Consider the following 24,306-nt stretch of genomic DNA (forward strand, 5'->3'; position numbering starts at 1 on the left):
CGACTACTCATACAAAGGTGCTGAATCTGGTGAAATCCTTAAGCTTTCTAAGTAAATTAACGATGTTCGCGTTTGCAATCAGCATCCTGCCGGTGCTGTTCATTGGTTCTTTCTCTTATTTCACATCCTCCAAGGAAATTCAAAAAAATGTTAACGAAAGCAAAATGGAACTTATTTTACAAATTACCTCAAATGTAGAACATAAGCTTACCACTGTCAACCAGACCTTGAACCAGGTAGTGAACTCTTCTGTGCTGAAAAAAGCGCTCAATAATCCGCTAAATGTAACCGATTTCATTTTATATAATGACATAAGAAACGAAATCCGCAACATGCAATCTTTCGATACGAAGCTGGAGGATGTCATTCTATTAAATCAGCGGCAGAACTGGATGATCAAGAATTCCGGGCTCTACCGCCTGAATGAATACCAGAATTACGAGCAGCTCACGAACCTGATGAATATTCAAGGCACATCGTCCTGGGTGCTGAATCCCTCCTCCCTGTTCTACAGCGAAGAGAGTATTAACGTTACCGGGTGCAATTACAGCATCAGCCTGATTAAGAAGCTCCCGACCACCAAGCTCCAGAAATACGGGCTCGCTATGGCCAATATTCCCGCCTGCAGTCTCCAGGACTTCATCAACTCCGATGTGCAGCCGCTGGACAGCATTATTATGCTGGACGAATCCGGACGGATTCTGCTCCATCCTGACCGTACCCTGATCGGCCAGCCCGCCGAAGCAGGGGGATTCACGGGCTTCCAGCGGATTGCCGCAGCAGCCGAGCCCTCAGGGCAATTCAAGACCGAAATCAACAAAGAAGATTATTCCATAACCTATATGCGCTCCCAGCTCAACGGCTGGATCTACCTGTCGGTAACTTCCATTGAGAGTCTGACCCGCGAATCCGGCAAAATCGGCACCTATACGGTATTTGTCTGTACGTTCATGCTGCTGCTGTCTGTGCTGCTGGCGTGGCTGGGCTCCCGGCGTATGTACACTCCGATCGAACGGCTGCTTAATCAGATGGGGCAACGCCGCCCAAGCCTGCGGGCCAGGCATACGGATGAATTCCAGCTCATCGGCGAGCAGGTGCATTCCCTGTTCCAATCCAAATCCCAGCTGGAGAAAGAGGTCAGCCAGCACATCGGGCAGGTGCGGACCTTCTTCCTGATTCAGGCCTTTCAGGGCAATCTGAGGAAACGTGAGCTGCTGGAGGAACTGGAGCAATACGGGTACCGCAAGCAGGTGGAGGAATGGAAGACGATGGCTGTCATTACGCTGAGCATCGACTTCTCCGAGGAGAACAGCTATGAGAAAAAGGATCTCAATCTGCTGTTATTTGCGGCGCATAATATGATTGAGGAATTGGTATCGGCGGATAACAGGCTGACCCCTGTGATGATGGGGCATGCCCTGGCGACCGTAATTGGCAGCAGTGACGGCAATACGGAATCTTTTCACCGTACGCTCTATGCCTTGACGGAGAAGCTGCAGCAGGAGATTAATAATTACCTGAAGCTGCAGGTCAGCATCGGGCTTAGTCTGCCGTTCCACTCTTTTGATAAAATGTCCATTGCCTACAGGGAAGGCCTGGAAGCCTTGAAGCACCGGATCACGCTCGGCAAAGGCATCATCATCCAGTACGAGAACATTAACTCCGGCAAGCATTATCTCAATCTGAACTACCCTACCCATACCGAAAATGACCTGATGGATGCCATCAAGCTGGCTGACAGCGACAAAGCGAAGGAACTGCTGCATAAGCTTTTCAAGTGTATTTTTGCGCTAGGGCTCTCACCGCAGGAATACCAGATTCCGCTGACACGGCTGCTGAACAATACGCTCATTATGATGCAGGAATCGGGGATTACGCTGAATCAGATCTATCATGCCAATGGTTCATTGTTCGAAGAGCTGACCGATCTGCATATTGTTGCGGAGATTGAAGACTGGTTCTGGACCATCGTCATCCAGCCGGTCATCGTCATCTTCCACAGCAGGCAGAATGCCCAGTATCATAACATCTCCGAGAAGCTGATCGACATCGTCCAGCATGAGTATGACAAGGATCTGACGCTGGAGGAATGTGCTTCCCGGCTGCATTATAACGCCAACTATATCAGCAGTGTGTTCCGTAAGGAGACCCAGTATTACTTCAGTGACTACCTTACAATGTATCGCTTCAAAATGGCCAAGAAATGGCTGGAGGAAACCGATATGCCGGTGAAGGATATCGCCTCACGCCTCAGATACAACAACTCGCAGAACTTCATCCGCTCGTTCCGCAAGCAGGAAGGGATGACCCCCGGCCAGTACCGCGACAACTTCAGCTCGAAGCCTAAGGCTGTGCCCGATGATTATTAAGCGCAGGGTCCTCAGGCGCGGATTTGAGCTTGCGTGATTTTCTTGACCGGATAAAGAACGTTATAAGTACGGCCAGAATCAGCAGGAGGCCGCCGCCAGCGATGGCAATATTCCTGATATCCGGCACGTATACAGCCAGACGCAGGGGCTCGGAATCCGCAAGTGAAATATGCCAGGTTAAGGTATTGCCGTCTTGTTCCGCCGCATTATTAGGCCCGTACAGATCATAGGGAATCGTTAATTTGAAATCCACGGAGAAGGTCCCCATCAGCAGCCGCACAAGGGATTTAGGTACGCTTAAGCTGCCGATGCCATCAATAATTTCATCCGAATAAGCGTTCAGCTTAGGCTGGGCCACTACATCGTAACGGGTATACAGCCATCTGTCTGTCTGCCCGACCTCCGCCTCCACAATATCAAGGCTGCTGCCGCTGGACTGCAGCTCCTCGATCGAAGCATAGGATTTCCGAAACTGATATTCTGTGGATTTGCCCTTTGCCGTTTTGTTCAGCTCAATCCCTGCGGCCGCAAGCCGCGTGGTCAGGAGCTCCTCTATTTTACCGCTGACCAGCTTCTCCGCCCGGGAATCCAGCAGCAGGCTGAAGGCCAGATCGAGAGAACCGTTCTTCTTCACCGTCATATGGGCCGTTCCCTGCGCGCAGCCCGTGAGCAGCAGCACAAGCATCATCATCATTAGCACTGTCTTAACTTTGAATCCGTTCAAGCCTCGTACTTTCAACAACTGTCCCTCCATCCGCTGCCTGTTGCTATTGCTTAACCGAACCTGCCCGAGGCGAATCTCCTATCATCCGGAAGGTCACAGTTTAGCTTACCATATGCTCCTGTTGGGAGAAAAGCAAGATTAGCCTCAAGCTTATAAAACCCCCAGCCACCGGTTATCCGTGGCTGGGGGCTTTTTGCGTGCATCACGCAGTTATTTTTTCAAATGATAAGGCACAGTAGTAATAATTACATTTCTGCGGTACAGCAGATGCGCGCGGATCAGCAGGCTGGATTGGTTATGCAGGATGTTATGCCAGCCTTTCTTCGGAATGAATTGCGGAACGATTACAGTAACCTGATAATTCGATTCGCTTGCTTTGCGCTGGACGGTATCGATGAACTTCGTCAGCGGATGAATGATGCTGCGGTATGGCGAATACAGCGTCACCAGCCGCACCTCGGGATGGAATTTCTTCCACTTCTCTTCGAATATGGCGTCATCCTCCCGCTCAAACGGAATGTGGACCGCAATAATCTGTTCGGCACCCAGCGACTTGGCATACCGCAGGGAGTTCTCCACTACATGCGTAATTCCGGCCACCGGCAGAATAATGATATTCCCTTCGATCGCCAGCGGCGGTTCGCCGCAGGTGGTGATCCGCAGCTGATCAGCCACCGATTCATAATGCTTGTGGATGCGGTAGAAGAACAGGATAATCAGCGGCAGGAAGACCAGCACCGGCCAGATTTGCGGGAATTTGGTCAGGAAGAACATAATGGTCACGATGAAGCTGATGAGCGCTCCGATCGTATTGATGATCAGCTTGGGCAGCCAGCCCTCCGGCTTATGCCGGATCCATTTGACCATCATCCCGGTCTGCGAGAGCGTGAACGGAATAAATACCCCTACCGCATATAGAGGAATGAGGTGCTCAGTCCGTCCCTCAAAGGCAATGATCAGAATGATCGACAGGATACCGAGGCTGAGAATCCCGTTAGAATAACCCAGCCGGTCGCCGCGGACCGTGAACATCCGGGGAATGAATTTATCCTTGGCCAGATTCACCGCCAGCAGCGGAAACGCGGAATATCCGGTATTGGCGGCCAGAACCAGAATCAGTGCCGTGGTCCCCTGAACGAAGAAATACATGAAGTTCCGGCCGAAGACCTGCTCGGCAATATCGGAAACCACCGTGACCTCTTCACGCGGGGCAATCCCGTAATAATAAGCCAGGAAGACAATCCCTGAGAATAACAGCGCCAGCAATATCCCCATCGCAGCAAGTGTCTTGGCTGCATTGTTTGGTGCCGGAGCCCTGAAGTTCGGTATGGCGTTTGATATGGCCTCTACCCCTGTCAGCGCCGAGCTCCCGGAAGAGAACGCCCGGAGCAGCAGGAACAAGCTCACTCCAGCCACCGGTGTACCCAGTGAGGTATGCAGCTCGGCAGGCACATTGCCGTTCACAATGTTGAACAAGCCAAGACCGATCATGATAAACATGGCAAGGACGAACAGATAGACCGGATAGGCCAGGAAGGACGCCGATTCGGTGACCCCCCGCAAATTCAGTGTCGTAATCAGAAGGACGAAGATGATGGCAATAATCACATTATAAGGATGAAGACTAGGGAAAGCTGAAGTGATGGCATCTGTTCCGGCGGATACACTTACCGCCACAGTCAATATATAGTCCACAAGCAGTGAGCCGCCGGCCACGAGACCCGGATACTTGCCCAGGTTCTCTTTGGATACCACATAGGCGCCGCCACCTTGGGGATAAGCAAAAATAATCTGCCTGTAGGAAAGTATCAGCGCCAGCAGCAGCACGAGTACCCCTACAGCGATAGGAATGGAATACCAGAAGGCTGCTGCACTAATCGTAATGAGCACCAGCAGAATCTGCTCTGGACCGTAAGCAACCGAAGACAAGGCATCCGAGGATAGAATGGCAAGAGCTTTGGTTTTGTTTAATTTCTGTTCGCCCAGTTGATCCGACTTCAGCGGCCGTCCAATCAGGAATCTTTTTACCGAAGACATCATCTCAGCTCACCGACTTTTTTTAAAGTTATATTACCCTTGGCGCTCAATTATAATCTGGCCTATAACTGGATGGAGACATTTGCTGCGCCGCCTGGTTAATACCTTAATCCTTTTATAACATTCTGTATAGGTGCAGATACCATAGACATTTCCGGTTTTTAAGAATACAATCTGCATATTTTCTCTATTAACTGCACATACTTCCGAAACCACGCTTACCCCTGCTGCCAAAACCACAGCAAAAAGACGAAGCAGGCATTCCGCTTCGTCCATTGTTGCTCCTATCCGCTTTTATTTTCAACAATCAGCCGTTTACAGCATTAAAAGCGGCTTCATATTCGGAGATGATGGCATCGCCGCCGGATTTACGCCATTTTTCAACCTCCTGCTTAAATCCGCCGAGATCAATTTTTTCAAGAATGAACTTATACGTTGCATCTGTAATGATCTTCTGCAGCTCAGATCCCTCCGAGGAGAAGGTAGGGGATTCAAGGGAATACATCGGATTAAGCACTGCATACTTTTCGTTCTCAAGAATCAGACGGGCCGCTTCTGTCCGGAGCGGATCGGCATCATGAATGGCATAACCAGGCTCCTTAGGACGTGAAGAAGAGAACGGCTGCACTTCCTGCTGCCACAGCTCTGTATTCGTTATAGTCACTGCTTTGTCTGCATCAATCGTGTAATGCACACCTTCGATTCCGTAAGTCATCAGCGCAAATACTTCCTCCGACATGATATCATTAACAAATTGCAGGATTTGCTTGAGCTCCGCTTCATCCTTGACTTCCGATTTAGGGAAGGAGAGCAGGCCGCCGACGCCGTTGCTTGAGCTCCAGATGGCCCGGTCAGCCTCATTGCCGGTGGAAGTAATATTGTTCACCATCACAAGCTCCATTTGATCCTGAATGCCTTTGGCCAGATTAAGCAGGTTCTTGCTGTCAAAGAGCGCTCCGACATAAATCCCCGCCTTCCCCTGGGCGAAGCCCTGCTGCTGGTCCGTCTTGGCCGTTACTGCAAAATCCTGATTGATGTAACCGCCCTTGTACAGCTCCTTCATGTATTCCATCGCCTTAACATAGCCCTCAGACTCGAACTCCGGCGTAACTTTACCGCTATCATCCACATCCCAGCTGCTCGGAGTCCCGAAATAGGAGCCCAGCGTTTTGAATGCGCCGAATACCAGATCGCTCCGGTCAATGAAGCCCGTTGTATCTTTCGAACCATTCCCATCCGGGTCTTCTTCTGTAAACGCTTTCGCTACTTGCATTAATTCATCTGTTGTTTGGGGTACCTGGAGTCCGAGCTTATCCAGCCAGTCCTTGCGGAGAATAACGCCGTTTCTGGCAATATCCTTCACCATCGGGATACCGTACAGCTTACCTTCTATTGAAGCTGAGGTCCGCATATCCTGCGAGATCGCTGCGAGATTAGGGAATTCATCCAGGTAAGGACCGACATCCCAGAATACACCGGCCTTCAAGGCATTGCGCACCGAGGAATTCTCCAAAAGCGTAAGTGTGACGATATCCGCAAGTGAATCGGAAGCAAGCGCCGTATTGATCCGTTCCTCTTTGGAGGCGTCCGGGACCCAGGAGAAATCAAGCTCGGTATTCGTTATCTCCTCGATTTTATTGAGCACGGTATCGGTCGGCGGCGTGGTGGAATGGAGAATGTTCATCCAGCTGATTTTTGTCTTTGCTGCGGGTGCCGCCTTCCCGGCTTCATTCCCGGCTGTATTTGCAGCCTGCCCCGAATTTGCCGGCTCCTTGTTGCCGCATGCACTCAGTACCAGAGCCCCGCTAACAGCAAGCACTGCTAATTTGCTAACTTTTTTGTTCATACCTTTTCCCCTTTTCGGATTGTTGGACTAGCCTGTATCTTCCTCTCCCCCGCTAACGGGGAGCAAGAATTCATCGTTTGCATTACAGTGAGGTACACCTAATCAGTAAACTCCGTCTTCGCCCATCTTTTTGGCCAGCTTGTTCGACAGCATGACGAGAATCAGACCAACAACCCCTTTGAACAGGCCAACGGTTGTACTGAAGCTGAGTTGACCGTTCTTCAGACCGGCGGTGTAAATATAGGTATCGAAGATTTCCCCCACTTCACGGTTCAGAGAGTTGATCAGCAGATACATATGCTCAAAGCCAAGATCCAGCGTATGCCCGATTTTGAGGATTAGCAGGGTGATGATTACCGGACGGATCGCCGGCAGCGTGACATGCCACGTTTTGCGCAGCCTTCCCGCCCCGTCCATTTCTGCTGCTTCGTATAACTGGGTGTCTACTACCGTAATCGCCGCCAGATAGATGATGGTCGACCAGCCCAGCTCTTTCCAGATAATCTGTCCGATATAGATGACGCGCAGCCACTCCGGGGAAGTAAGGAAGCTGATCTTCTGGCCGCCGAGTGCGGCAATGGCCTCGTTAAGCACCCCGCCGTCCACATTCATGAATACATAGGAGATGGATACGATAATTACCCATGACAGGAAATGCGGAATATAAATGATCGTCTGCACCACATTCTTGAACATCTTGCTGCGGACCTCATTCAGCATCAGCGAGAGTATAATCGGCAGGGGGAAAAAGATCACCAAATTCAGCGCAAACAGGATCAGTGTATTCCTGAGCAGCATAAGGAAGGTTGGCTCCGTGAACAGGCGGACAAAATGCTTAAATCCGACCCACGGGCTTCCTCCAATGCCAAGGTACGGCTGATAATCCTGAAAGGAGATCACCAGTCCGCCCATCGGCAGGTACTTAAAGATTACAAAATACACAAACCCCGGCAGGATCATCAGATATAACAGCTTGTTTCTTTTTAGACTCAGCAGACTGTGTCCGCTCCGCTTCTTCCTTGCCATTGACGGGTTTGATTCCATCACGGCGATATTTGCTTCCTTCACCAGCTCGGCCTCCTTGAACGCGTTTCTTTACGCCTCAAGCTTAAGATTGTTAGCGGATTACGTATATAATCATTACCTACTCTGACCGGTTAAACCGCGCCGCTGCAAGCTTTGCCGGAGCATCACCCCTTGCAGGGATACCCATCATGGATAAAGATTATAGCCTGCTGCTCCCCCTATTCTGCCCTCCGGCAAAGCCGTAGCTAATGATTATATACGGAATGAATCCGCCTTGTTACAGTGTCATTGAAACGATTACAAGGAGGATAACCGCATGGCGCAATCTACATCATCATTCAAAAAAGAAACGGTGGGCGGCCGACTGTTCACCATCGTCAATACCACCCTGCTGGCACTCATTGCCCTGATCTGCCTTTTTCCCTTTATTAACGTTTTTGCCAGCTCCTTTGCTTCGACCCAGGAGGTTGTGGAGAAGAAGTTCGTCTTGTTCCCTGCCACCTTTTCATTGGATGCTTACCGTTTCATCCTGTCTACCCCTACTATTTTTAGAGGCCTCGGCGTGTCTATCGGGGTCACGGCCGCCGGAACGGTATTCAGTATGATTCTTACCACACTGATGGCTTATGGCTTATCCCGCAAATATCTGGCAGGCAGAGATTTCATTAACTTCGTAGTGGTCTTCTCCATGCTGTTCAGCGGAGGAATGATTCCAACCTTTCTGGTGGTCAAAATGTTCGGGCTGATCGACACCTACGGGTCCATGATTATCCCGTCAGCGGTCAACGCCTTCAATCTGATCATTATGCGCAACTTCTTCCAGGCGCTGCCGGAAGGACTGGAGGAATCGGCCAAGATCGACGGCTCCAATGATTTTGGTGTACTCTTTAAAATCATGCTGCCGCTGGCGCTGCCTTCCATTGCTACCCTGTCCTTATTCTACGGCGTGGCCTATTGGAACACGTATATGACTGCTGTCCTGTACATCAATGATTCGGTCAAGTGGCCGATTCAGGTGCTGCTGCGCCAGATTGTTATCGTGTCCAGCGGGATGCAGGGGGACAACGCCTCAGTGGATATTGTGCCGCCGGCCCAGACGATTAAAATGGCCGTGATTGTAGTCGCTACTGTGCCTATGCTGGCAGCCTACCCGTTTGTGCAAAAGCACTTCACCAAAGGTGCCATGCTGGGAGCGGTCAAAGGCTGACCAGCCCGGGCTCAAGTTATGGCCAGAGTATATAGAGGCTTACCTTGCCGGATAAACGAAACAGCCAGCCCTCTTCACCGGGGGCTGGCTGTTTGCTGTCCGTAGGCCTTGTTATTTCTCCTGCTTCATCGCCCGGTAAGCACCCGGGGTGACATGCTCCTTCTTGCGGAAGGAGCGGATGAAGTTCTGCGGATTATGATACTGGAGACGTTCGCCGATCTCTTTGACCGTCATATCGCTTTCTGCCAGCCATTTCTTGGCCGTCTCCAGCCGGTAGCCCATCAGATATTCGCTGAAGGTCATCCCGAACTCCTTCTTGAAGATACTGCTCAAGTAGTTCGGGCTGTAATGCAGGCGCTCGCCGATCAGCTCAAGTGACAGCTCCTGATCATATTCCGTCCGTACGATACCCGCAATCTGGTCAGACAGGCCGCGGAACTGGCGGGTGGTCTTCTCCTTCATGCAGGTTACCATCGGGTGAATAACCTCTTTCACCAGGATGCGTTCAATCTCTTCCGGATTGCGGATATCCAGCAGCCGGTGGTACAGGGCGTAATTATCCTGGGTCAGCAGCACCTCTACACCGATCAGCTGTTCCAGCTGAATCAGGTTGTTCACGAAGCGGATCAGGGTAACCTCGAAGTTGAGCGGGTTCTTGCTGTGCTTCATCATCTCCCCGAGCAGCGGATAGAGTGAACGGGATACACGTTCTTCATCACCAAGGCGGATCGCATCGAATAGCTGCGATTCCAGCTCCGAAGGGTAATGCAGCAGCACCGGGCCTGAAATCACCTGCGAGATATCCTCATAAAAGATAATCGATTCCTTCCCCAGATTCAGCCGGTGATGCAGCGCCTGCTTGCTCATCTCGCAGGCTTCCCTGCTGCCGGTCAGGTCGGTGTAGAACCGGCTGATGCCGACGCTGACCGAGAGCTTGAGCAGGTCCCTCACGGTCTTGATGATCCGCTTGGCATCCTCCAGGACCTGCTTGCGGTTCTCCTGCTCGCTTGCACCCTCAAAGACCAGGATCGTTGCCTGCGTCTTGTCATTGAGCAGTATCGGAATCATTCTCCTCGAAGCCGGAACCAGCTCTTCCACCAGCTTGTTCACGGCAACAAGCAGCAGATTCTTATCGTTGGCCTGACGTTCCCCGTAATTATCGAGCTGGATCAGCATCGTGGCGAAATGCGTATGCTCCGTAAGCGAATATCCGAAGCGGGCCATATTATGCTCCAGCTCTTCCGCCGACATGCTGCCCCGGAACAGGTTCAGGATACACTGGGTTTCCAGCTGCGGCATCTCCTGCTCCAGCAGCCCCTCCAGACTCTCTTTCTCCGACAGGATCGTATCAATCGACGTAATAATCCAATCAATCTCATCCTTGGGGGCGGGCTGGCCCTCCCCGGCGAGCTTCCGCTGGATCTTCTGGATACGCCTGGTGAAATGAAGTGCCGTACTATAAGCTACAGCCACAATCAGCAGCGTAATCATCAGGATCATCATAATCAGGCCGAACCTTGTAGCCTTCAGCGCATCCGAGATCTCCTTCTGTTCCAGCAGCGTCACATAGATCCAATTGTTATAGGAAGACTTCGCATAGATGGCTTTAATCTTCTGATGATTAGCCCTCTCCAGCGGCACAATGCCCGCCGGTCCGCCGGTACCTGCAAGCTTCGTAACCCGGCTGAGCTGTTCTTCGGTCAACAGATTCTCTCCCGATGCCGGGTCCGGTTCATAGAGTATATCCCCTTGCCGGTTCAGCAGAAATACAGGCGTGTTGTCCTCCGTCTGCAGAGTACGCCGGAGCGACTGAAGTGAGATATCGGATAAAGCAATCGCCTGCTTCGTCTGGGAGAAGACCGGCAGCGTGTTCACAAAACGGATGCCCTTATCAGTCTTGATCCAGAAGAGCGACTGCTTTTGATTATCGATATAACTCTCGTACAGGCTCTTCCGGTCTTCGCCGTTTAAATAGGTAAGCCGCCCATTGGAGATCTGCCAATTCTGCTCCAGGCTGATCAGTGAATACTCCACACCGTCCATCCCCAGGGAGGCAATATAATTCAACTGTGTGTTGACATTGCGGTATGCCTGAAAGTCTGATTCAGTAATCGGATTCCGGATGACTTCGCTGAAGGAATTCGTAGTGCTGTACGTATTGAAGGCATATTCAATGGTTTCAATTTTTTGCTCAAGCGTATTCTTAATCTGGTTAATCAGGCTCTTCTTGCCGTCTGCGACCCGCTCGATAACAGAATGGTTGGTTGTCATATAAATATAACTGCCGAAGCTGATGACCAGGCCGATGCCAAGCACCAGAATAGGAATGAAAATCTTATAAAACATCCTGCCCTTTTTCATAGATAGGCTCCTTCAAATATGTAATCATTTTCAATTATAGCGCTTTCATATCTTGAATTCCAAGAAATTTTAACGTGTGCATTTTCTCTGCTGCAACTAGCCGAATGTACACCTCCCAGGACTGGATTCATTCGCAGGCAACACAAACAGGCCCGCCGGAAGCCTCCGGGGGACCCTTGGATTAACGCCATTCTACCGTGACAAACCGTGAATCTGCCTGGACGCCCCGTAGCAGTAATCTTAGAGCCAATCCTCTGTAAGCAGCTTCCGCAATACCTCCATCTGATCCTTGCCGATCCGGGCCGCTATCTCAGACTCAATATCCTGCTTGATCTCCAGCATACTTCTGCACACCTCAGCCCCCCGCGGAGTAAGCACGATATGCTTGTCCCGGCTGTTCCCCTCTACAATGGCCGTGTCCACATACCCTCCAGCCAGCAGATTGTTGATCGTTTTCTGCGTCCCCTGGCGGGAAATGCTGATCAGCCTGCTAATCTCCGAGATGGACAGCATGACATGCAGCTCAAGCATTGCAAGAATATGTGTTTCGGTCTTATTGAGCTTCTCCCCGCTCGCCATATTCACCCTGTCCCGCAGAACCTTGTGCTTCTCGCTGATTAAATCGACCAGGTTCAAACCAAGGATATACTCTTTCATCATTAAGGCCTCCAATCTATACATGCAATTTAGCGTAAAATCTAATTTTATGAGCTGAGCTTAAGTTGCTAACTAAAATCCTGCACAAAATACAACATTCTCCTCACAATATCGGGCTTATTCGAAAATTGTTGTATAAAAGGCAGCATTCCTCCCTTATTCAAGCGCCTAGACGGAGTAATTCTTGTATTTCATACAACAATCCTTACGAATCCGTCAGGAGCCATAGGTCCAAGTTGCACTACGTACAACATTTAGGCCTGTCTTCACAGGTGAACTTAAGTCCGCTCGCTTAGCCAGCCGCAGAACCATCCGGGTACCCCTTGCTGCCAATCCGTCTGTCCGCTTGTCCACACACAACCGCCTGCCCCCTCCGCTTGTCCACACACCCGCCTGCCCCCTCCGCTTGTCCACTCACCTGTCTCTCCACCCACCCGCCCGTAATATCCAATGCTTGTTCCGCCCTCCATTAACCAGCTGCTTGTGTTAGATCTAGTCTTAAGGTGCATTGGATCTAGATTGATAATTGTCAACTAGGTTGACAATAACTCCGCCCCCTGCTACTATAAGTGAGGTTTGAAAAACTTATATTTAAGGGAGTTTGAGAAATGGGCAGCAATAAAAAGGAAGCTTTAATTTTCACCAGCCTCATGTGCTTTTTCATGGTCGTTTTCATGTCTTTTTATAATGTAATCATCTCTAACGGATTCAATAACAGGCTGTTCGCCGATGTGGCGATTGGTCTGCTGCCGGCACTTGCCGTTGCCTTGTTCTGCGATATTGTTGTGGTCAGTAAAATCGCCAAAGGCCTGGCCTTCAAAATCGTAAATCCTTCCGCCCCGATGATCAAGAAAGTACTGACGATCTCATGCTTCATGGTCTGCGGAATGGTTATCCTCATGTCTCTATATGGCACACTAGCACACTTCGGATTCGGGGACAACTTCTTCCGTCATTACTTCTCTATCCTGGGACTCAACTTCATCTGTGCCTTGCCGCTGCAGCTGATTGTTGTCGGTCCGCTGACCCGTTTCCTGTTCACCCGGATGTTTCCGGCTCCGGCTGCAGCGCATAGTGCCTGACGTTTGCTTGATTTAACCAGTCTGCGGGTAATAATGGATATCTTTCACAACTGGATTGAATCAGCCAATAGAAAGGATGTTGTGCCATGCTCAGCCGAAAGGATGGTATCTCTCTTCTCCTACTAGTCGTGGCTCTTGTACTGATTAACTGGTTTGGCCGTTCACTCGATGCCCGGTTCTGGACGTATTTCACTCTGTTCGCCAATTGTATTCTCGTTCAGGGCGTATTCATTACACTCACGAATGTGTTCAAGGCGAGACTGAACCGCAAAGCCTCCAAAGGACTCATTCTGTTGTCCCTCCTCACAGGTCTGATTTCATTTGTAGTTATTTTCTCTTCTGCTATGGATCTGGTGAACCAGATCTTCCTTGTCATCATCCAGATGCTGATCACTTATGCGGAGGCCCTATTGCTCCGGCGGGAATTCAGGGCAGATGAAGGCCGGAAAATCTAAGCATGTCTGCCGCTCTCCGGTGGCGCAAATAAAGGGTGTTCTACAAGCTATTTCCCAGCTTGTAGAACACCTTTATCAGGTTAATCCTATATATTATTTATCGGATGAATGACTGGTTGCCACGGAGCTGTACACTGCCGCCGGCAGAATAGAAGGCCAGGCCCGAGCAGGTTCCTCCCGGGGAAGACCAGGCTGGTGATTGCGGAGAGGCCGTCATTGGCGAACACCTCGACCGAACACGCATCCAGCAGGATACGCAGGTTCTTCAGGCTGCCAATTCCCCCCGGTGCTCTGTAGATCCGGGAATATTTCCGAGAAGCCGGTCTCGCCGGAATCTCTGCGGAGGGTTAGAGTGCCTTCGGCAGCAGAGTAGATGAGTTCTGTATGCCACTCCCGCAGATTCGGGGAGGAGTAGAACGTAATCGTCTGATCCGTCGCCAGCACCATAATCCATTTCCCGTGAGCTTCGGACCAGGATACCTTCGGATCACGGAAATCCGCCTTGGAAGGATGGGTCAGCACCGGGTTGCCTGCATACTTGATCCAGGTCCGGCCATTGTCATGGCTGTAGGCCAGGCTCTGTCTCTGCACGGCAGGCGACGTTTCCGTCGGCTCCACATAACTGGTGTAGACTGCGACGATACCCGGGTTCTCCGGGAACAGTCCGCTCGTATTGTTCCAGTCTACGGCTGCACTGCCGGAGGACGCGTAGCCGTGCTCGTCCGGATACAGCGCAATGTCCAGCTCCTCCCAGGATATCAGGTCTTTGCTAACTGCATGTCCCCAGTGCATCGGCCCCCAGATAGAGGAATGCGGATGATACCTGAGCAGAACAAAGATGCCCCTTAGGCACCCGAGATACGGGCAGCTATGGGGCATCTTTTTTGCTTTGACGCTAAGAACCCAATCATTACCTGCTCTTTTCATCACAGACACCTTAGCCTAGTCGTAATATGATAAGCAAAATATCATACGACTGAAGGAGCAGCTTGTGCATGAACAAGAAACACGAATTCGATAATCTCATGGCATTTGCCAAGGATTTAATCAATGAGAATCTCGGCTTTTATTATGATATAAATTACGGCTACTTCCAGCCGGAGACCCACCCGATTGTAGACTTCATACGGCTCATCGGCAGGCGGATTCAGAGCCAGCTGATGCTGATGCCCGCACTCTACGGTGAGATCGACCAGATGGAGCGGATTTTCTCGGACAACCTGTTCTTTGATGAGTGGGCAGAGGTTACCCTGGACGGAAAGAGCTTCCACTTCCTGATGAGACAGATTGACAACAGCAGCAGGATCATTCACCTGGCGCGCGATCTGGTCTTCCCCTCCCCCTGGATTCCCCGGAAACTGCGCGACAGTCTGATCCGCATAGGGGAAGGTACTCTGAACGGCAGCTGGAGACAGGATATCGGCCATGAAGTCACACTGTGGCTTCCAATGGGTATCTCCTTCGTGGAAGGCTCGGGACACCATTCGGTGACTGCGGGGATCATCAAGGGCGAAGGAGAACTCTACCCTACCTCGGTGTATGACATCAGCCCCATCTATGATCATGTATATACCGACGGCAAGTATTATTACAGAACGCATGATCATTCCGTAATCTCCGAGGTTCATTTCGCAGAGTGTGCCGCTATCTTTGAAATCGGCCGGATTATGGCGGCGCAGAAGATTATTTTCTGAGGCCTGCGCGGCACGTTACAAGGGCTGTGCTAAGCGCCATGGATTGGCTGCTTGGCACAGCCCTTTGTTTTTGTACGGGACGCCCCGCTTCCGGCGGCTGGAATGGGCTGGTTAGTTGAAGGCGGGAGAGGCGGGTATGCTGGCGGAAGGAAGCGTGGTGGTGCAGCGGAGGTTTAAGCGGTAAGGGTTGGGCAAACCGAAGTTTGCGGACCCCAATGCAGTTTCAGACTTCACCCAAGTGCAGCTTACCGCAACAGGTACCCTCCATCCGGAAAGAGAGTACTTCCAGTATTGAAGGAATTCGTCATAAGGTACAGCACCGTATGGGCAATCTCTTCGTCGTAGCCGGTACGCCGCACAAGCGACATCGTCTCATATTCTCTGAAATGATCACCACGCGGCGTCTCCTCCTGTCCTTCCCGCCAGATAGTCCCTGGCGATACGACATTCACGCGGACAGGCGCAAGCTCGACTGCCAGTGCTTTGCCCAGACTCTCAATCGCGCCGTTGCAAGCGGCATAGGAGGCTCCCCCGTCAAGCGGACGCTGGCTGAATGCGCCGGACATAAGCACGATGGAGCCGGTCTCCGCCAGATAGGGCACCGCGTATTTGGCTGCAAAATACTGCGGCCAGAACTTGCCGTCAAAGCAGCTGATTGCCACATCCCGCTCAGCCGTGAGCGGACCCCGGACATACGCCGCTCCGGGTGTGAACAGATGGTCGAAGGGTCCGACTGCCGCGAAGAATAGCTCCAGCTGGCGCTCGTCCCGGTTATCCAGCTCATAGATTTCAACCGCGCCGCCGTTATGCTGTCTGATATGATCCGCCGCCTGCTCCAGCTTTTCCCTGGAGCGCCCTGCGATAACAACCTGCGCCCCCAGCGCTGCAGCAGCCTCCGCCGTTGCAAGCCCGATCCCCGTACTGCCTCCGATAATTACCACTTTCTTATGCTCCAAATTCCAATAGTCCATGTCTGCCTTCTCCTCCACTGCTGCCGGGTGTTCTTCGACATTCCCGGTTTATATTTTGTACATTATGGAATGAAAGAGAAGATACGTTGAATCTGCAGGAGCCCAGGCTGAGAGGCGTCATAGCAACACTTAATGCCATCGACGGTAAATGGAAGCCGTTAATTTTGTTCATTTTATTAAAGACGGGACCCGACGCTTTGGCGAGCTGCGGCGGCTGATCCCCGATGTATCGCAGGGCACTCTTACGAAACAGCTGCGGGAATTAGAGCAGGCTAAGCTGGTGGAACGGAGAATCTTCCCCGAGGTACCTCCAAAGGTCGAATACAGCCTTACCACGCACGGTAAAACGCTAAGTACCATTCTCGATAATATGTGCGGCTGGGGACGCGAGCATCTGAAGGTTCTGGATGGCGGCGGGGAACGGCTGTAACCCCTGCCGCCGCTCCACTTTTATGCTGCTGCATCTCATTCCCGCTTGTCCCCCCAATCCCTTTGTTCACAGGATTGTCCTTCTCCGGGAAAGAGGGCAAATCCGCTTCTCCTTACGTCGTAGCCCTCTTCACCAGCTGAAACTCCAGCTGCTGCTGCTCCGCTTCCGTTCCCTTAAGCCTGCCGAGAATCAGCAGGAAGGCATTCTGCGCCTGCGCGGCAATCGGATTATAGATCGAGGTAATCCCCAGTGTATGAGCCAGCTCGGTATTATCGAATCCGACAACCGCCAGCTCTTCCGGCACCTTCACCCGCATCCTCCGGGCCTCGTTCAGCACACCAGCCGCCACCAGATCATTGGCGCACAGAATGACATTCGGGCGTTCGCCCGGATTCAACAGCAGCTCGCGGACCAGCTGTTCCCCCTGGCGGATAGAATAGATGCCGGTAGGCGACCAGTCCGGCTGAACAGGCAGATTGTATTTGCGGACAATGTCTTGATACGCCTGCATCCGCCCGGAGGTATTCATGCTGGTCGGCCTGCCAAAGGCATTGGCGATCCGCGTGTATCCCCGGGCGATCACATGCTCCAGCCCCAGCATATATCCCTCATACTGGTTCATGGCGACACTCTGAATTTCCGGACGCTCCATCCGCTGCCAGGACACAATCGGCCCGTATTTGCCATAGGAGCTGAGGAGCTCCAGATCGTTGACACAGGTGCTGATGACCAGCGCATCGACTCTTTTCCGCCGCATATCCTCGAAGGCCTGCAGCTCTTTGACCGGATCACCTCCGGAAGTATAAATGATCGTCTGGTAGCCGTACTGGCTGGCGGTCTCAACGAAGCTGTTCAGAAACGGCAGCATCACTTCGTTGATCCCTTCCGTAACCATACCGATCTGCTCCGTCTGCCCTTTGGACAAGGAAATAGCATTGCCGTTCGGCACGTAATCCAGCTCTTCCATGATCTTCATGATGGTATCCCGCGTCCCCTGGCTCACATGGGGGGAATGATTCAGCACCCGCGAGACGGTGGCTTTGGAGAATCCCGACAGCTTGGCAATTTGATCAAGATTCGACATGAGGCTTCTCCTTATATAAATTGTTATCTCCCAAAAAAACACTTGACATGTAACGCGTTTCAACATTTAGCATTCCATTATAGGACATATTATTAGCTTACCATATCTGAATCCATAACTATAAAAAGGCGGGATATTACATGAGTATTAAGTTTCCTGAAGGCTTCCTGTGGGGCGGCGCTGTAGCTGCCAACCAGCTTGAAGGCGCATATAACGAGGACGGCAAAGGCTGGTCGACCCAGGACGTCGCTCCGCAAGGGATCAAAGGTCCGATTACTGAAGTTCCGACTGAAGATAATATGAAGCTGGTCGGAATCGACTTTTACCACCGGTACAAAGAGGATGTGAAGCTTTTTGCCGAAATGGGCTTCAAAGTCTTCCGTACCTCTATTGCCTGGTCGCGGATTTTCCCGAACGGTGATGAGCTGGAGCCTAATGAGCAAGGCCTGCAGTTCTATGATGATCTGTTCGACGAGCTGCATAAGTACGGCATCGAGCCGCTTGTTACCCTCTCCCACTACGAAACACCGCTGCATTTGTCCAAGCAGTATAACGGCTGGGTTAACCGCGATTTAGTCGGCTTCTACGAACGGTATGCCAGAACGGTATTTACCCGCTACAAGAACAAAGTGAAATATTGGCTGACCTTCAACGAGATCAACTCCATTCTGCATGAACCGTTCATGAGCGGTGGTATTTACACGCCGAAGGAGCAGCTCAGCAAGCAGGACCTGTACCAGGCAATTCATCACGAGCTGGTAGCAAGTGCACTCGCCGTGAAGATTGGTCATGAGATCAACCCGCAGTCCCAGATCGGCTGTATGATCCTTAGTATGCCGACTTATCCGCTCACTCCGAACCCGGATGATGTAATCGCAGCGATGAAGTCGGAGCATATGAATTATTTCTTCGGGGATGTTCATGCGAGAGGCGTATATCCGGGCTATATGAAGCGTTACTTCAGAGAGAAAGGCATTGAAATCCATATGGAGCCTGGCGATGCCGAGATTCTGAAGCACACGGTAGACTTCATCTCCTTCAGCTACTATGTGAGCATCTGTGAGACGGGAGACGAGAATAAGCGCAACCAGACCGAAGGCAACCTGTTCAGCGGTGCAGCCAATCCGTACCTGAAGGCTTCCGAATGGGGCTGGCAGATTGACCCGCAGGGTCTGCGTTATGTGCTGAACATGTTCCATGACCGTTACCAGAAGCCGTTGTTTATCGTCGAAAATGGTCTCGGTGCCAAGGACGAGCTGATCACCGGCGAAGACGGCATACCGACCGTCAATGACGACTACCGGATTGGGTACCTGAATGACCACCTGGTGCAGGTGGGCGAAGCAATCGAGGACGGCGTGGATGTCATGGGCTACACCTCATGGGGCTGTATTGACCTGGTCAGCGCTTCAACCGCACAGCTCAGCAAACGTTATGGCTTCATTTATGTAGACCGCCACGACGACAATACCGGCACACTTGAGCGCTACCGCAAGAAATCCTTCCACTGGTATAAGGACGTTATTGCGTCCAATGGAGAGAGCTTGCAGCGCTAAGCTCTTCTTTCCCACAAAAGGCAGCCATTCCGGCTGTCTTTTTGGTTGGAATAGGCTAACCTTATGGTAATTTCCATACGATTAGTCTATTTTCATTGTAAGCATAATCACCTCCGGTTCATCGTTATCTGTTTCTATCAAGAACACCGAAGATGTGTTATCATCACGCATTTTAGCTGCGGGAAGCCAGCCGCGCTCTTTATGCCCTGAAGTTAGTGAATAGGAATGAGATTCCGTTATTTGAGCAAATTCGGCGAAATCACAGGTCAATCGGACTCAGAATCCCTTATATGCCCCGTCACGCCCTCTTTCGGATTCAAATGAACAAGATAACGGAATCTCAGTCCGCTTCACTCTTTGGATAAACATTCGCCTAACACCACTCACCTTACTACAGTATATTCTCGCAGTAGAGGCGTCTGTTTCCAACACATATCCCCCTAATAAGTGGAAATTAGACACTTAATTATATAACTTTAACCGGTAAAATCGGATTAGTTGGACAAACGACACTTATTTTTCCTAAACTCGGCTCCTCATAGCTACTACCAGATGATTAAGTGCCTTTTACTCCTCCTCCTCCCCGGCTCGAATATTTCGGAAGTAGCGGAACAGGCAGGCTTTGCCGACCTGAGCTACTTCAGTAAAGCTTTCAAAAAAAGCTACGGCCAGGCACCGCAAAGCTACCGAAAGGCACATTCCGCGAGCTCCGGATAGAACGCAAGTTTGCACTTGCTTCCGACCCTGCCGAAGACAGCCAGACCATGCATGGCATCCCATCCGCTGCACTGTTTAGGCCAGCAACAACGGCAGCACCTCTTGCCGCTCCATATAGGACGAGCAGCCGCGACGCATCCCGCGGCTTCTTCCTGTCTTCTCCCCTCCGGAGCTAAACTGAGCTGTTAATTTGAACTATATATCCTAGTGAAGAAGGAGTAGCGGAGGGAAATTTGGAACTGTAGGAGCGATAGCGTCCGCCTTTGTTTCCCGATTTCAGCTGCAAACAGCAGTCTAAATCAAGAAATCGGGAAACAACAGCGGCCGGAAGTCCAAATGTTCACCGCAGGTACGTCAGATTCTTCACCCTAAGAACTTTAGTTCAATCTATAAGCTCTGTTACAGCTCCTTTACCATTTTGCAACTAATTGCCAGAAAGGTTGGGATATACTAGGCACAGATGAATCATAAGGAGAGTAACTGGATGAACAAATTCATACCCGGCCTGAGCGGCCTTCTATTCTTAAGTATAATCACCTCCGGCTGCGGCACCCTGAAGGCGCCAAGCGATCTGCTTCAGGCGCCGGCACAAGGCAATGCCGATGGCACATTAACCGGTATCGTGAAATTATATCTTCCCGCCAATTCGCATTTAACAGTGCCCGTCCATTCCGAATCCGGCAGCGCCATTCAATTGCAGGATCTCGACAAGGACGGACAGGATGAGCTGCTGGCCTTCTATAAGACAGACCAGACCGATTATGAAATCAATACCCTCCTGCTCTCGCAAAAGGACGGGAAGTGGAGTAAACTCGCCACTCTGACCGGGGTAGGCAGTGAGCTGGATTACGTGGCGTTCACCGATGTTACCGCAGATGGAGCGGAGGATCTGCTGCTTGGATATAGCGGCGGGGAAGGACTAAGTAAAGAGTTATCTGTCCACAGTCTGAACAGCGGCAAATTATCCGAGATTCTCAAGCAGCCCTATGATCAGGTAGTGGTTGGGGATCTGACCGGGGAAGGGCAAACCGATATTGCTGTACTCCAGGGAACCTATATCACAGATACACAACCCGAGACGCACCTTCAGCTGCTCCGGCTCCAGGGCGGTACACTGCAGACCCTGTCTGATCAGAAGCTTGACGGGAACGTAATTGGGGCCCAGTTCGCCAAGGCATCCCCTACCCGCAGTGCCTTATTCATCGATGCCGCAGTGGGTGCACACTCCTCCTACACTTCGCTGCTGACTTGGGAAAATAGTAAATTTACTGATATACTGGCATCAGATGATTATCAGCGTACTGCGCTTGCCGGGAGCAAGGATCTTGTACTCACGCCGCTGGCACCGGAGCCTGACGGAATGCTCGGCAGCAATAACATGGCCATCAAGGATTACCCTCTGGCCAGCACAGATATTAACGGTGACGGGATTGTCGAGATCGGCTTTCTCGTACCGCCTGCGGGTACCGAGAGTTACGCCCCGCTGGCCACTCCGTTCATCACCAAGTATTATCAATGGGATGGCGGAACCAGCCTGAAGTTCGTGGAAGAACAGTTTGACCGCTGGGGCTTCAACTTCCATATTCCCCGGAGCTGGGCTGGCCGTACGATTCTGGAGACACCGGGAGAGTCACCGGCGCCATGGGAGAATATCCGCTTCAGCTACAAGAATGCGGAATCTGCCCGGCAGGCCCCGCTGCTTGAGCTTCGCCTGCTGGCCAAGAAGGACTGGGCTGCAGCAGAGACTAAGCTGAAGTCAGAGAATAGAGAATATAAGCTGCTGTATGAGCTGCAGAATACCAATGATGATACGGCGCCAACGGTGTTCGTTGCGGTCATGCCCGCTGCCGGTGCAGCAGCCAAGCTGCAGGGTGCTTCCCTTCAGGAGTATAATCAGCTGAAGCTGACCCTCGAGGAAGTAGTGCAGCTGGCCGGCACGCCGCAGAAGCCCCGGCAATAATAAGGAGGCTGTTCATGAAAGTGCTGATACTGGAAGATGAGAAGCCGATCCGGGATCTTCTGTGTGTGAATCTTAAGCGTGCAGGCTTCGAAGTCGCCGAGGCTTCTACCGGTGAAGAGGCTCTGAGAAGCGCAGGGGAACGGAAGGATTTTGACATCGCCATTCTGGACCTGATGCTTCCAGGCATGAGCGGCTTCGAGGTATGCACCCGCCTCCGGGGACAGTTCCCCCGGCTCGGAATCATTATGCTCACAGCCAAAAGCCAGGAAGTAGACAAGGTCATGGGCCTCGAAGCCGGCGCAGACGATTACGTGGTCAAGCCGTTCAGTCCGGTTGAGCTGGTCGCGCGGGTGCGCTCCCTGTACCGCCGGATGTATCCCGGAGAAGCTCTGCCGCAGGAGAACAACCTGGAGCTTCCGCCTTTTACCCTTCTGCTGGATGAACGGAAATTACTGAAGGACGGGCAGGATATCCCGCTGACCCCGACCGAATTCATGATCGTCAAGCTGCTGATGGAGCAGCCAAACAAGGCGATGAACCGGGACGATATTCTGACAGCCGTTTGGGGGCAGTATTTCATGGGAGACCTTAAGATTGTAGATGTGAATATCAGCCGAATCCGCCAAAAAATCGGGCAGGAGTCCTCCGGGCCGCAGTTCCTCGAAACGGTGTGGGGATTCGGCTATATATGGAGGGGCTAACTTTGCTAAAGGGAATCAGGTCCAGGCTTATCGTCTATATTACCCTTATGCTGCTCCTGATCGTCCTGCTGCTGGAGGGAGTTTTTATTGCTGCCGTCCACTACTACTATCTGGGCAGCGCGATGGAAACTTTGAATTCCCGGGCCGCTACTTCAGCGACTTTTTTCAACAAGTATCTGGAGGGTTATACCCTGAGTGAACGGGCACGTTATATTCTGGAGAATCTCTCTCCTGAAGAGAGCAGTAAGGTGGAAGTGCTGAGTCCGGCCGGGAACGTCATTATTAATTCCTTCGGCTTCTCAAGTCAGGAGAAGGTGAATACCCCTGATGTGAGAGCAGCGCTGACCAGCGGCAAAGGAAGCTTCCAGAGTCTTAAGCCGTTACAGGGTGAGCGGATTATAGCCGTCTCGATTGCACTTAAGGAATCCGGAAGTACGATTGGCGTGCTGCGTTACTCTGTTTCTGCGGAGCCTTTATATGCCGTTATTATGAGAATTGTGCTGAATGCAGCCGTAGTCGGCGTGCTTGTAATTGGATTCGGGTTCGTGATGAGTCTGCTGATCGCCAAAAGAATCGTGGGTCCGATCCAGCAGCTGACCGGGGTTGCGAAGGAAATGGCCACCGGCAATTTCACCGTACGGGCGGCCAAACCATATGATGATGAGGTCGGTACGCTCGCGGTTACACTGAATTATATGTCCGAGGAAATTCTCAAAAGCGAGAAGATCAAATATGATTTCATCTCCTCTGTCACTCATGAGCTGCGCACTCCGCTTACTTCGATCAAAGGCTGGGGCGAAACACTGCTGGTAGGTGATTTATCGGATAAACAAGAGACCCTGCAGGGTCTTGAGGTCATGACCGGGGAGACCGACAGGCTCATCGGACTGGTCGAGGATCTGCTGGACTTCTCCAAATTCCAGGCTGGTGAGATCAAGATCGTACGCCAGCCTTATGATCTCAGGGGACTGCTTGAGGATCTGCTGCTGCAGTTCAGATACCGGGGGCAGACGAAAGAGATCCGCCTCTATGCCGAGCTTCCTGATCAGCCCCTGCCGGTAGACGGTGATTTTAACCGCCTGAAGCAGGTTTTTGTCAATTTGCTGGACAACGCCTTCAAATTCACTCCTGCCCAGGGAGCCATCCGCCTTACAGCAGTGTTACACGGGGAGCTCATCATCACCACCGTAGCCGACAACGGCGAAGGCATCGAGGCCGCAGACCTGGCACAGCTCGGCACCAAATTCTTCAAAGGACGGTCCCGCCAGTCCGGAAGCGGCCTGGGCCTGGCCATCTGCAAGGAGATCATAGAGCTGCATGACGGGCGGCTGCGGATCGAAAGTGAATTCACCAAGGGTACCTCCGTGATTGTGGAGCTGCCGCTTTACCGGCTGGAGCAGCATCTTCCTCCGCCGGTGTATCTGTGAGC

The 24,306-nt window shown here is 51.6% G+C and carries 19 protein-coding genes and 2 pseudogenes; 10 read left to right on the forward strand and 11 right to left on the reverse strand.

Going from position 1 to position 24,306, the window contains the following annotated elements; genetic code table 11:
• The first annotated feature begins 29 nt into the window (after nt 1–29).
• Entirely contained in the window at nt 30–2,369 is a 2,340-nt protein-coding gene (locus NSU01_RS30250) for a helix-turn-helix domain-containing protein (RefSeq protein WP_042139878.1), read from the forward strand.
• Here NSU01_RS30250 and NSU01_RS30255 read toward each other — a convergent pair.
• The 5 genes from NSU01_RS30255 to NSU01_RS30275 all read right to left on the reverse strand — a co-directional run bounded on the left by NSU01_RS30255 (nt 2,344) and on the right by NSU01_RS30275 (nt 8,020).
• Nucleotides 2,344–3,111: a hypothetical protein gene (locus tag NSU01_RS30255; protein WP_197074301.1), complete on the reverse strand. Its 768-nt coding sequence runs from the start codon at nt 3,109–3,111 to the stop codon at nt 2,344–2,346. The genes NSU01_RS30250 and NSU01_RS30255 overlap by 26 nt on opposite strands.
• Nucleotides 3,112–3,303: 192 nt before the next feature.
• The gene (locus tag NSU01_RS30260) at nt 3,304–5,133 is read right to left on the reverse strand and encodes an APC family permease (RefSeq protein ID WP_076248790.1); all 1,830 of its coding nucleotides are present in this window, start codon (nt 5,131–5,133) and stop codon (nt 3,304–3,306) included.
• 30 nt (nt 5,134–5,163) lie between these two features.
• Nucleotides 5,164–5,406 (reverse strand): hypothetical protein, encoded by a 243-nt coding sequence (locus NSU01_RS30265; protein ID WP_144026232.1) that lies wholly within the window; start codon nt 5,404–5,406, stop codon nt 5,164–5,166.
• A 31-nt stretch (nt 5,407–5,437) separates the two neighbouring features.
• Nucleotides 5,438–6,976 (reverse strand): extracellular solute-binding protein, encoded by a 1,539-nt coding sequence (locus NSU01_RS30270; RefSeq protein ID WP_076248792.1) that lies wholly within the window; start codon nt 6,974–6,976, stop codon nt 5,438–5,440.
• 102 nt (nt 6,977–7,078) lie between these two features.
• Nucleotides 7,079–8,020: a sugar ABC transporter permease gene (locus NSU01_RS30275; RefSeq protein WP_039305468.1), complete on the reverse strand. Its 942-nt coding sequence runs from the start codon at nt 8,018–8,020 to the stop codon at nt 7,079–7,081.
• A 298-nt stretch (nt 8,021–8,318) separates the two neighbouring features.
• On the opposite strand from NSU01_RS30275, the gene NSU01_RS30280 reads away from it, so the two are divergent.
• Nucleotides 8,319–9,209, forward strand: a complete 891-nt coding sequence (locus tag NSU01_RS30280) for a carbohydrate ABC transporter permease (protein WP_042139882.1) — start codon at nt 8,319–8,321, stop codon at nt 9,207–9,209.
• Between the two features lie 111 nt (nt 9,210–9,320).
• Here the strand turns inward: NSU01_RS30280 and NSU01_RS30285 are convergent, their stop codons facing one another.
• From NSU01_RS30285 to NSU01_RS30295, 3 genes are all read right to left on the reverse strand, one after another.
• Nucleotides 9,321–11,570, reverse strand: a complete 2,250-nt coding sequence (locus NSU01_RS30285) for a helix-turn-helix domain-containing protein (protein ID WP_042139883.1) — start codon at nt 11,568–11,570, stop codon at nt 9,321–9,323.
• 240 nt (nt 11,571–11,810) lie between these two features.
• Nucleotides 11,811–12,230, reverse strand: coding sequence for a MarR family transcriptional regulator (locus tag NSU01_RS30290; RefSeq protein WP_231575225.1), 420 nt, complete (start codon nt 12,228–12,230; stop codon nt 11,811–11,813).
• A gap of 289 nt (nt 12,231–12,519) precedes the next feature.
• Nucleotides 12,520–12,645 (reverse strand): hypothetical protein, encoded by a 126-nt coding sequence (locus NSU01_RS30295; protein ID WP_339302378.1) that lies wholly within the window; start codon nt 12,643–12,645, stop codon nt 12,520–12,522.
• A 190-nt stretch (nt 12,646–12,835) separates the two neighbouring features.
• On the opposite strand from NSU01_RS30295, the gene NSU01_RS30300 reads away from it, so the two are divergent.
• Together NSU01_RS30300 and NSU01_RS30305 are read left to right on the forward strand one after the other, a co-directional pair.
• A complete protein-coding gene (locus NSU01_RS30300) occupies nt 12,836–13,309 on the forward strand; it encodes a DUF2798 domain-containing protein (protein ID WP_076248795.1) in 474 nt (157 codons plus the stop codon).
• An 86-nt stretch (nt 13,310–13,395) separates the two neighbouring features.
• Nucleotides 13,396–13,764, forward strand: a complete 369-nt coding sequence (locus tag NSU01_RS30305; RefSeq protein WP_144026233.1) for a hypothetical protein — start codon at nt 13,396–13,398, stop codon at nt 13,762–13,764.
• Nucleotides 13,765–14,151: 387 nt separating this feature from the next.
• Here NSU01_RS30305 and NSU01_RS30310 read toward each other — a convergent pair.
• Nucleotides 14,152–14,589 (reverse strand): annotated as a pseudogene (locus NSU01_RS30310) (glycoside hydrolase family 32 protein); the annotation flags it as partial.
• A gap of 170 nt (nt 14,590–14,759) precedes the next feature.
• Here NSU01_RS30310 and NSU01_RS30315 point away from each other — a divergent pair.
• Nucleotides 14,760–15,458: a DUF6710 family protein gene (locus tag NSU01_RS30315; protein WP_076248801.1), complete on the forward strand. Its 699-nt coding sequence runs from the start codon at nt 14,760–14,762 to the stop codon at nt 15,456–15,458.
• A gap of 245 nt (nt 15,459–15,703) precedes the next feature.
• Here the strand turns inward: NSU01_RS30315 and NSU01_RS30320 are convergent, their stop codons facing one another.
• Nucleotides 15,704–16,429, reverse strand: a complete 726-nt coding sequence (locus tag NSU01_RS30320; protein WP_076248803.1) for an SDR family oxidoreductase — start codon at nt 16,427–16,429, stop codon at nt 15,704–15,706.
• 86 nt (nt 16,430–16,515) lie between these two features.
• Here NSU01_RS30320 and NSU01_RS30325 point away from each other — a divergent pair.
• A pseudogene (locus tag NSU01_RS30325) lies at nt 16,516–16,859 on the forward strand (helix-turn-helix domain-containing protein).
• Between the two features lie 112 nt (nt 16,860–16,971).
• Here the strand turns inward: NSU01_RS30325 and NSU01_RS30330 are convergent.
• Nucleotides 16,972–17,943, reverse strand: coding sequence for a LacI family DNA-binding transcriptional regulator (locus NSU01_RS30330; protein WP_042139890.1), 972 nt, complete (start codon nt 17,941–17,943; stop codon nt 16,972–16,974).
• Nucleotides 17,944–18,083: 140 nt separating this feature from the next.
• Between NSU01_RS30330 and ascB the strand changes: the two genes are divergently transcribed.
• The 4 genes from ascB to NSU01_RS30350 all read left to right on the forward strand — a co-directional run bounded on the left by ascB (nt 18,084) and on the right by NSU01_RS30350 (nt 24,304).
• On the forward strand, nt 18,084–19,499 hold the full coding sequence (gene ascB / locus NSU01_RS30335) for a 6-phospho-beta-glucosidase (protein WP_042139891.1): 1,416 nt from the start codon (nt 18,084–18,086) through the stop codon (nt 19,497–19,499).
• Nucleotides 19,500–20,700: 1,201 nt separating this feature from the next.
• Complete coding sequence (locus NSU01_RS30340; RefSeq protein ID WP_076248808.1) at nt 20,701–22,176, forward strand: VCBS repeat-containing protein; 1,476 nt, start codon at nt 20,701–20,703, stop codon at nt 22,174–22,176.
• A 14-nt stretch (nt 22,177–22,190) separates the two neighbouring features.
• Entirely contained in the window at nt 22,191–22,877 is a 687-nt protein-coding gene (locus NSU01_RS30345; RefSeq protein WP_042139896.1) for a response regulator transcription factor, read from the forward strand.
• 2 nt (nt 22,878–22,879) lie between these two features.
• Nucleotides 22,880–24,304, forward strand: coding sequence for a HAMP domain-containing sensor histidine kinase (locus NSU01_RS30350; protein WP_231575226.1), 1,425 nt, complete (start codon nt 22,880–22,882; stop codon nt 24,302–24,304).
• The last annotated feature ends 2 nt before the right edge of the window (nt 24,305–24,306 follow it).

Origin of the sequence: Paenibacillus sp. FSL H8-0259 (genome assembly GCF_037963255.1) — a bacterium.
GTDB classification, from domain to species: domain Bacteria; phylum Bacillota; class Bacilli; order Paenibacillales; family Paenibacillaceae; genus Paenibacillus_AQ; species Paenibacillus_AQ phytohabitans.

Bases quoted from the DNA above. Each gene is read 5' to 3' on its own strand.
- NSU01_RS30280 (WP_042139882.1), top strand. From the start codon at position 8,319: ATGGCGCAATCTACATCATCATTCAAAAAAGAAACGGTGGGCGGCCGA.
- NSU01_RS30330 (WP_042139890.1), bottom strand. From the start codon at position 17,943: ATGTCGAATCTTGATCAAATTGCCAAGCTGTCGGGATTCTCCAAAGCC.
- NSU01_RS30340 (WP_076248808.1), top strand. From the start codon at position 20,701: ATGAACAAATTCATACCCGGCCTGAGCGGCCTTCTATTCTTAAGTATA.
- NSU01_RS30285 (WP_042139883.1), bottom strand. From the start codon at position 11,570: ATGAAAAAGGGCAGGATGTTTTATAAGATTTTCATTCCTATTCTGGTG.
- NSU01_RS30290 (WP_231575225.1), bottom strand. From the start codon at position 12,230: ATGATGAAAGAGTATATCCTTGGTTTGAACCTGGTCGATTTAATCAGC.
- NSU01_RS30320 (WP_076248803.1), bottom strand. From the start codon at position 16,429: ATGGACTATTGGAATTTGGAGCATAAGAAAGTGGTAATTATCGGAGGC.
- NSU01_RS30305 (WP_144026233.1), top strand. From the start codon at position 13,396: ATGCTCAGCCGAAAGGATGGTATCTCTCTTCTCCTACTAGTCGTGGCT.
- NSU01_RS30270 (WP_076248792.1), bottom strand. From the start codon at position 6,976: ATGAACAAAAAAGTTAGCAAATTAGCAGTGCTTGCTGTTAGCGGGGCT.
- NSU01_RS30265 (WP_144026232.1), bottom strand. From the start codon at position 5,406: ATGGACGAAGCGGAATGCCTGCTTCGTCTTTTTGCTGTGGTTTTGGCA.
- NSU01_RS30260 (WP_076248790.1), bottom strand. From the start codon at position 5,133: ATGATGTCTTCGGTAAAAAGATTCCTGATTGGACGGCCGCTGAAGTCG.
- NSU01_RS30275 (WP_039305468.1), bottom strand. From the start codon at position 8,020: ATGGAATCAAACCCGTCAATGGCAAGGAAGAAGCGGAGCGGACACAGT.
- NSU01_RS30300 (WP_076248795.1), top strand. From the start codon at position 12,836: ATGGGCAGCAATAAAAAGGAAGCTTTAATTTTCACCAGCCTCATGTGC.
- NSU01_RS30345 (WP_042139896.1), top strand. From the start codon at position 22,191: ATGAAAGTGCTGATACTGGAAGATGAGAAGCCGATCCGGGATCTTCTG.
- NSU01_RS30315 (WP_076248801.1), top strand. From the start codon at position 14,760: ATGAACAAGAAACACGAATTCGATAATCTCATGGCATTTGCCAAGGAT.
- ascB (WP_042139891.1), top strand. From the start codon at position 18,084: ATGAGTATTAAGTTTCCTGAAGGCTTCCTGTGGGGCGGCGCTGTAGCT.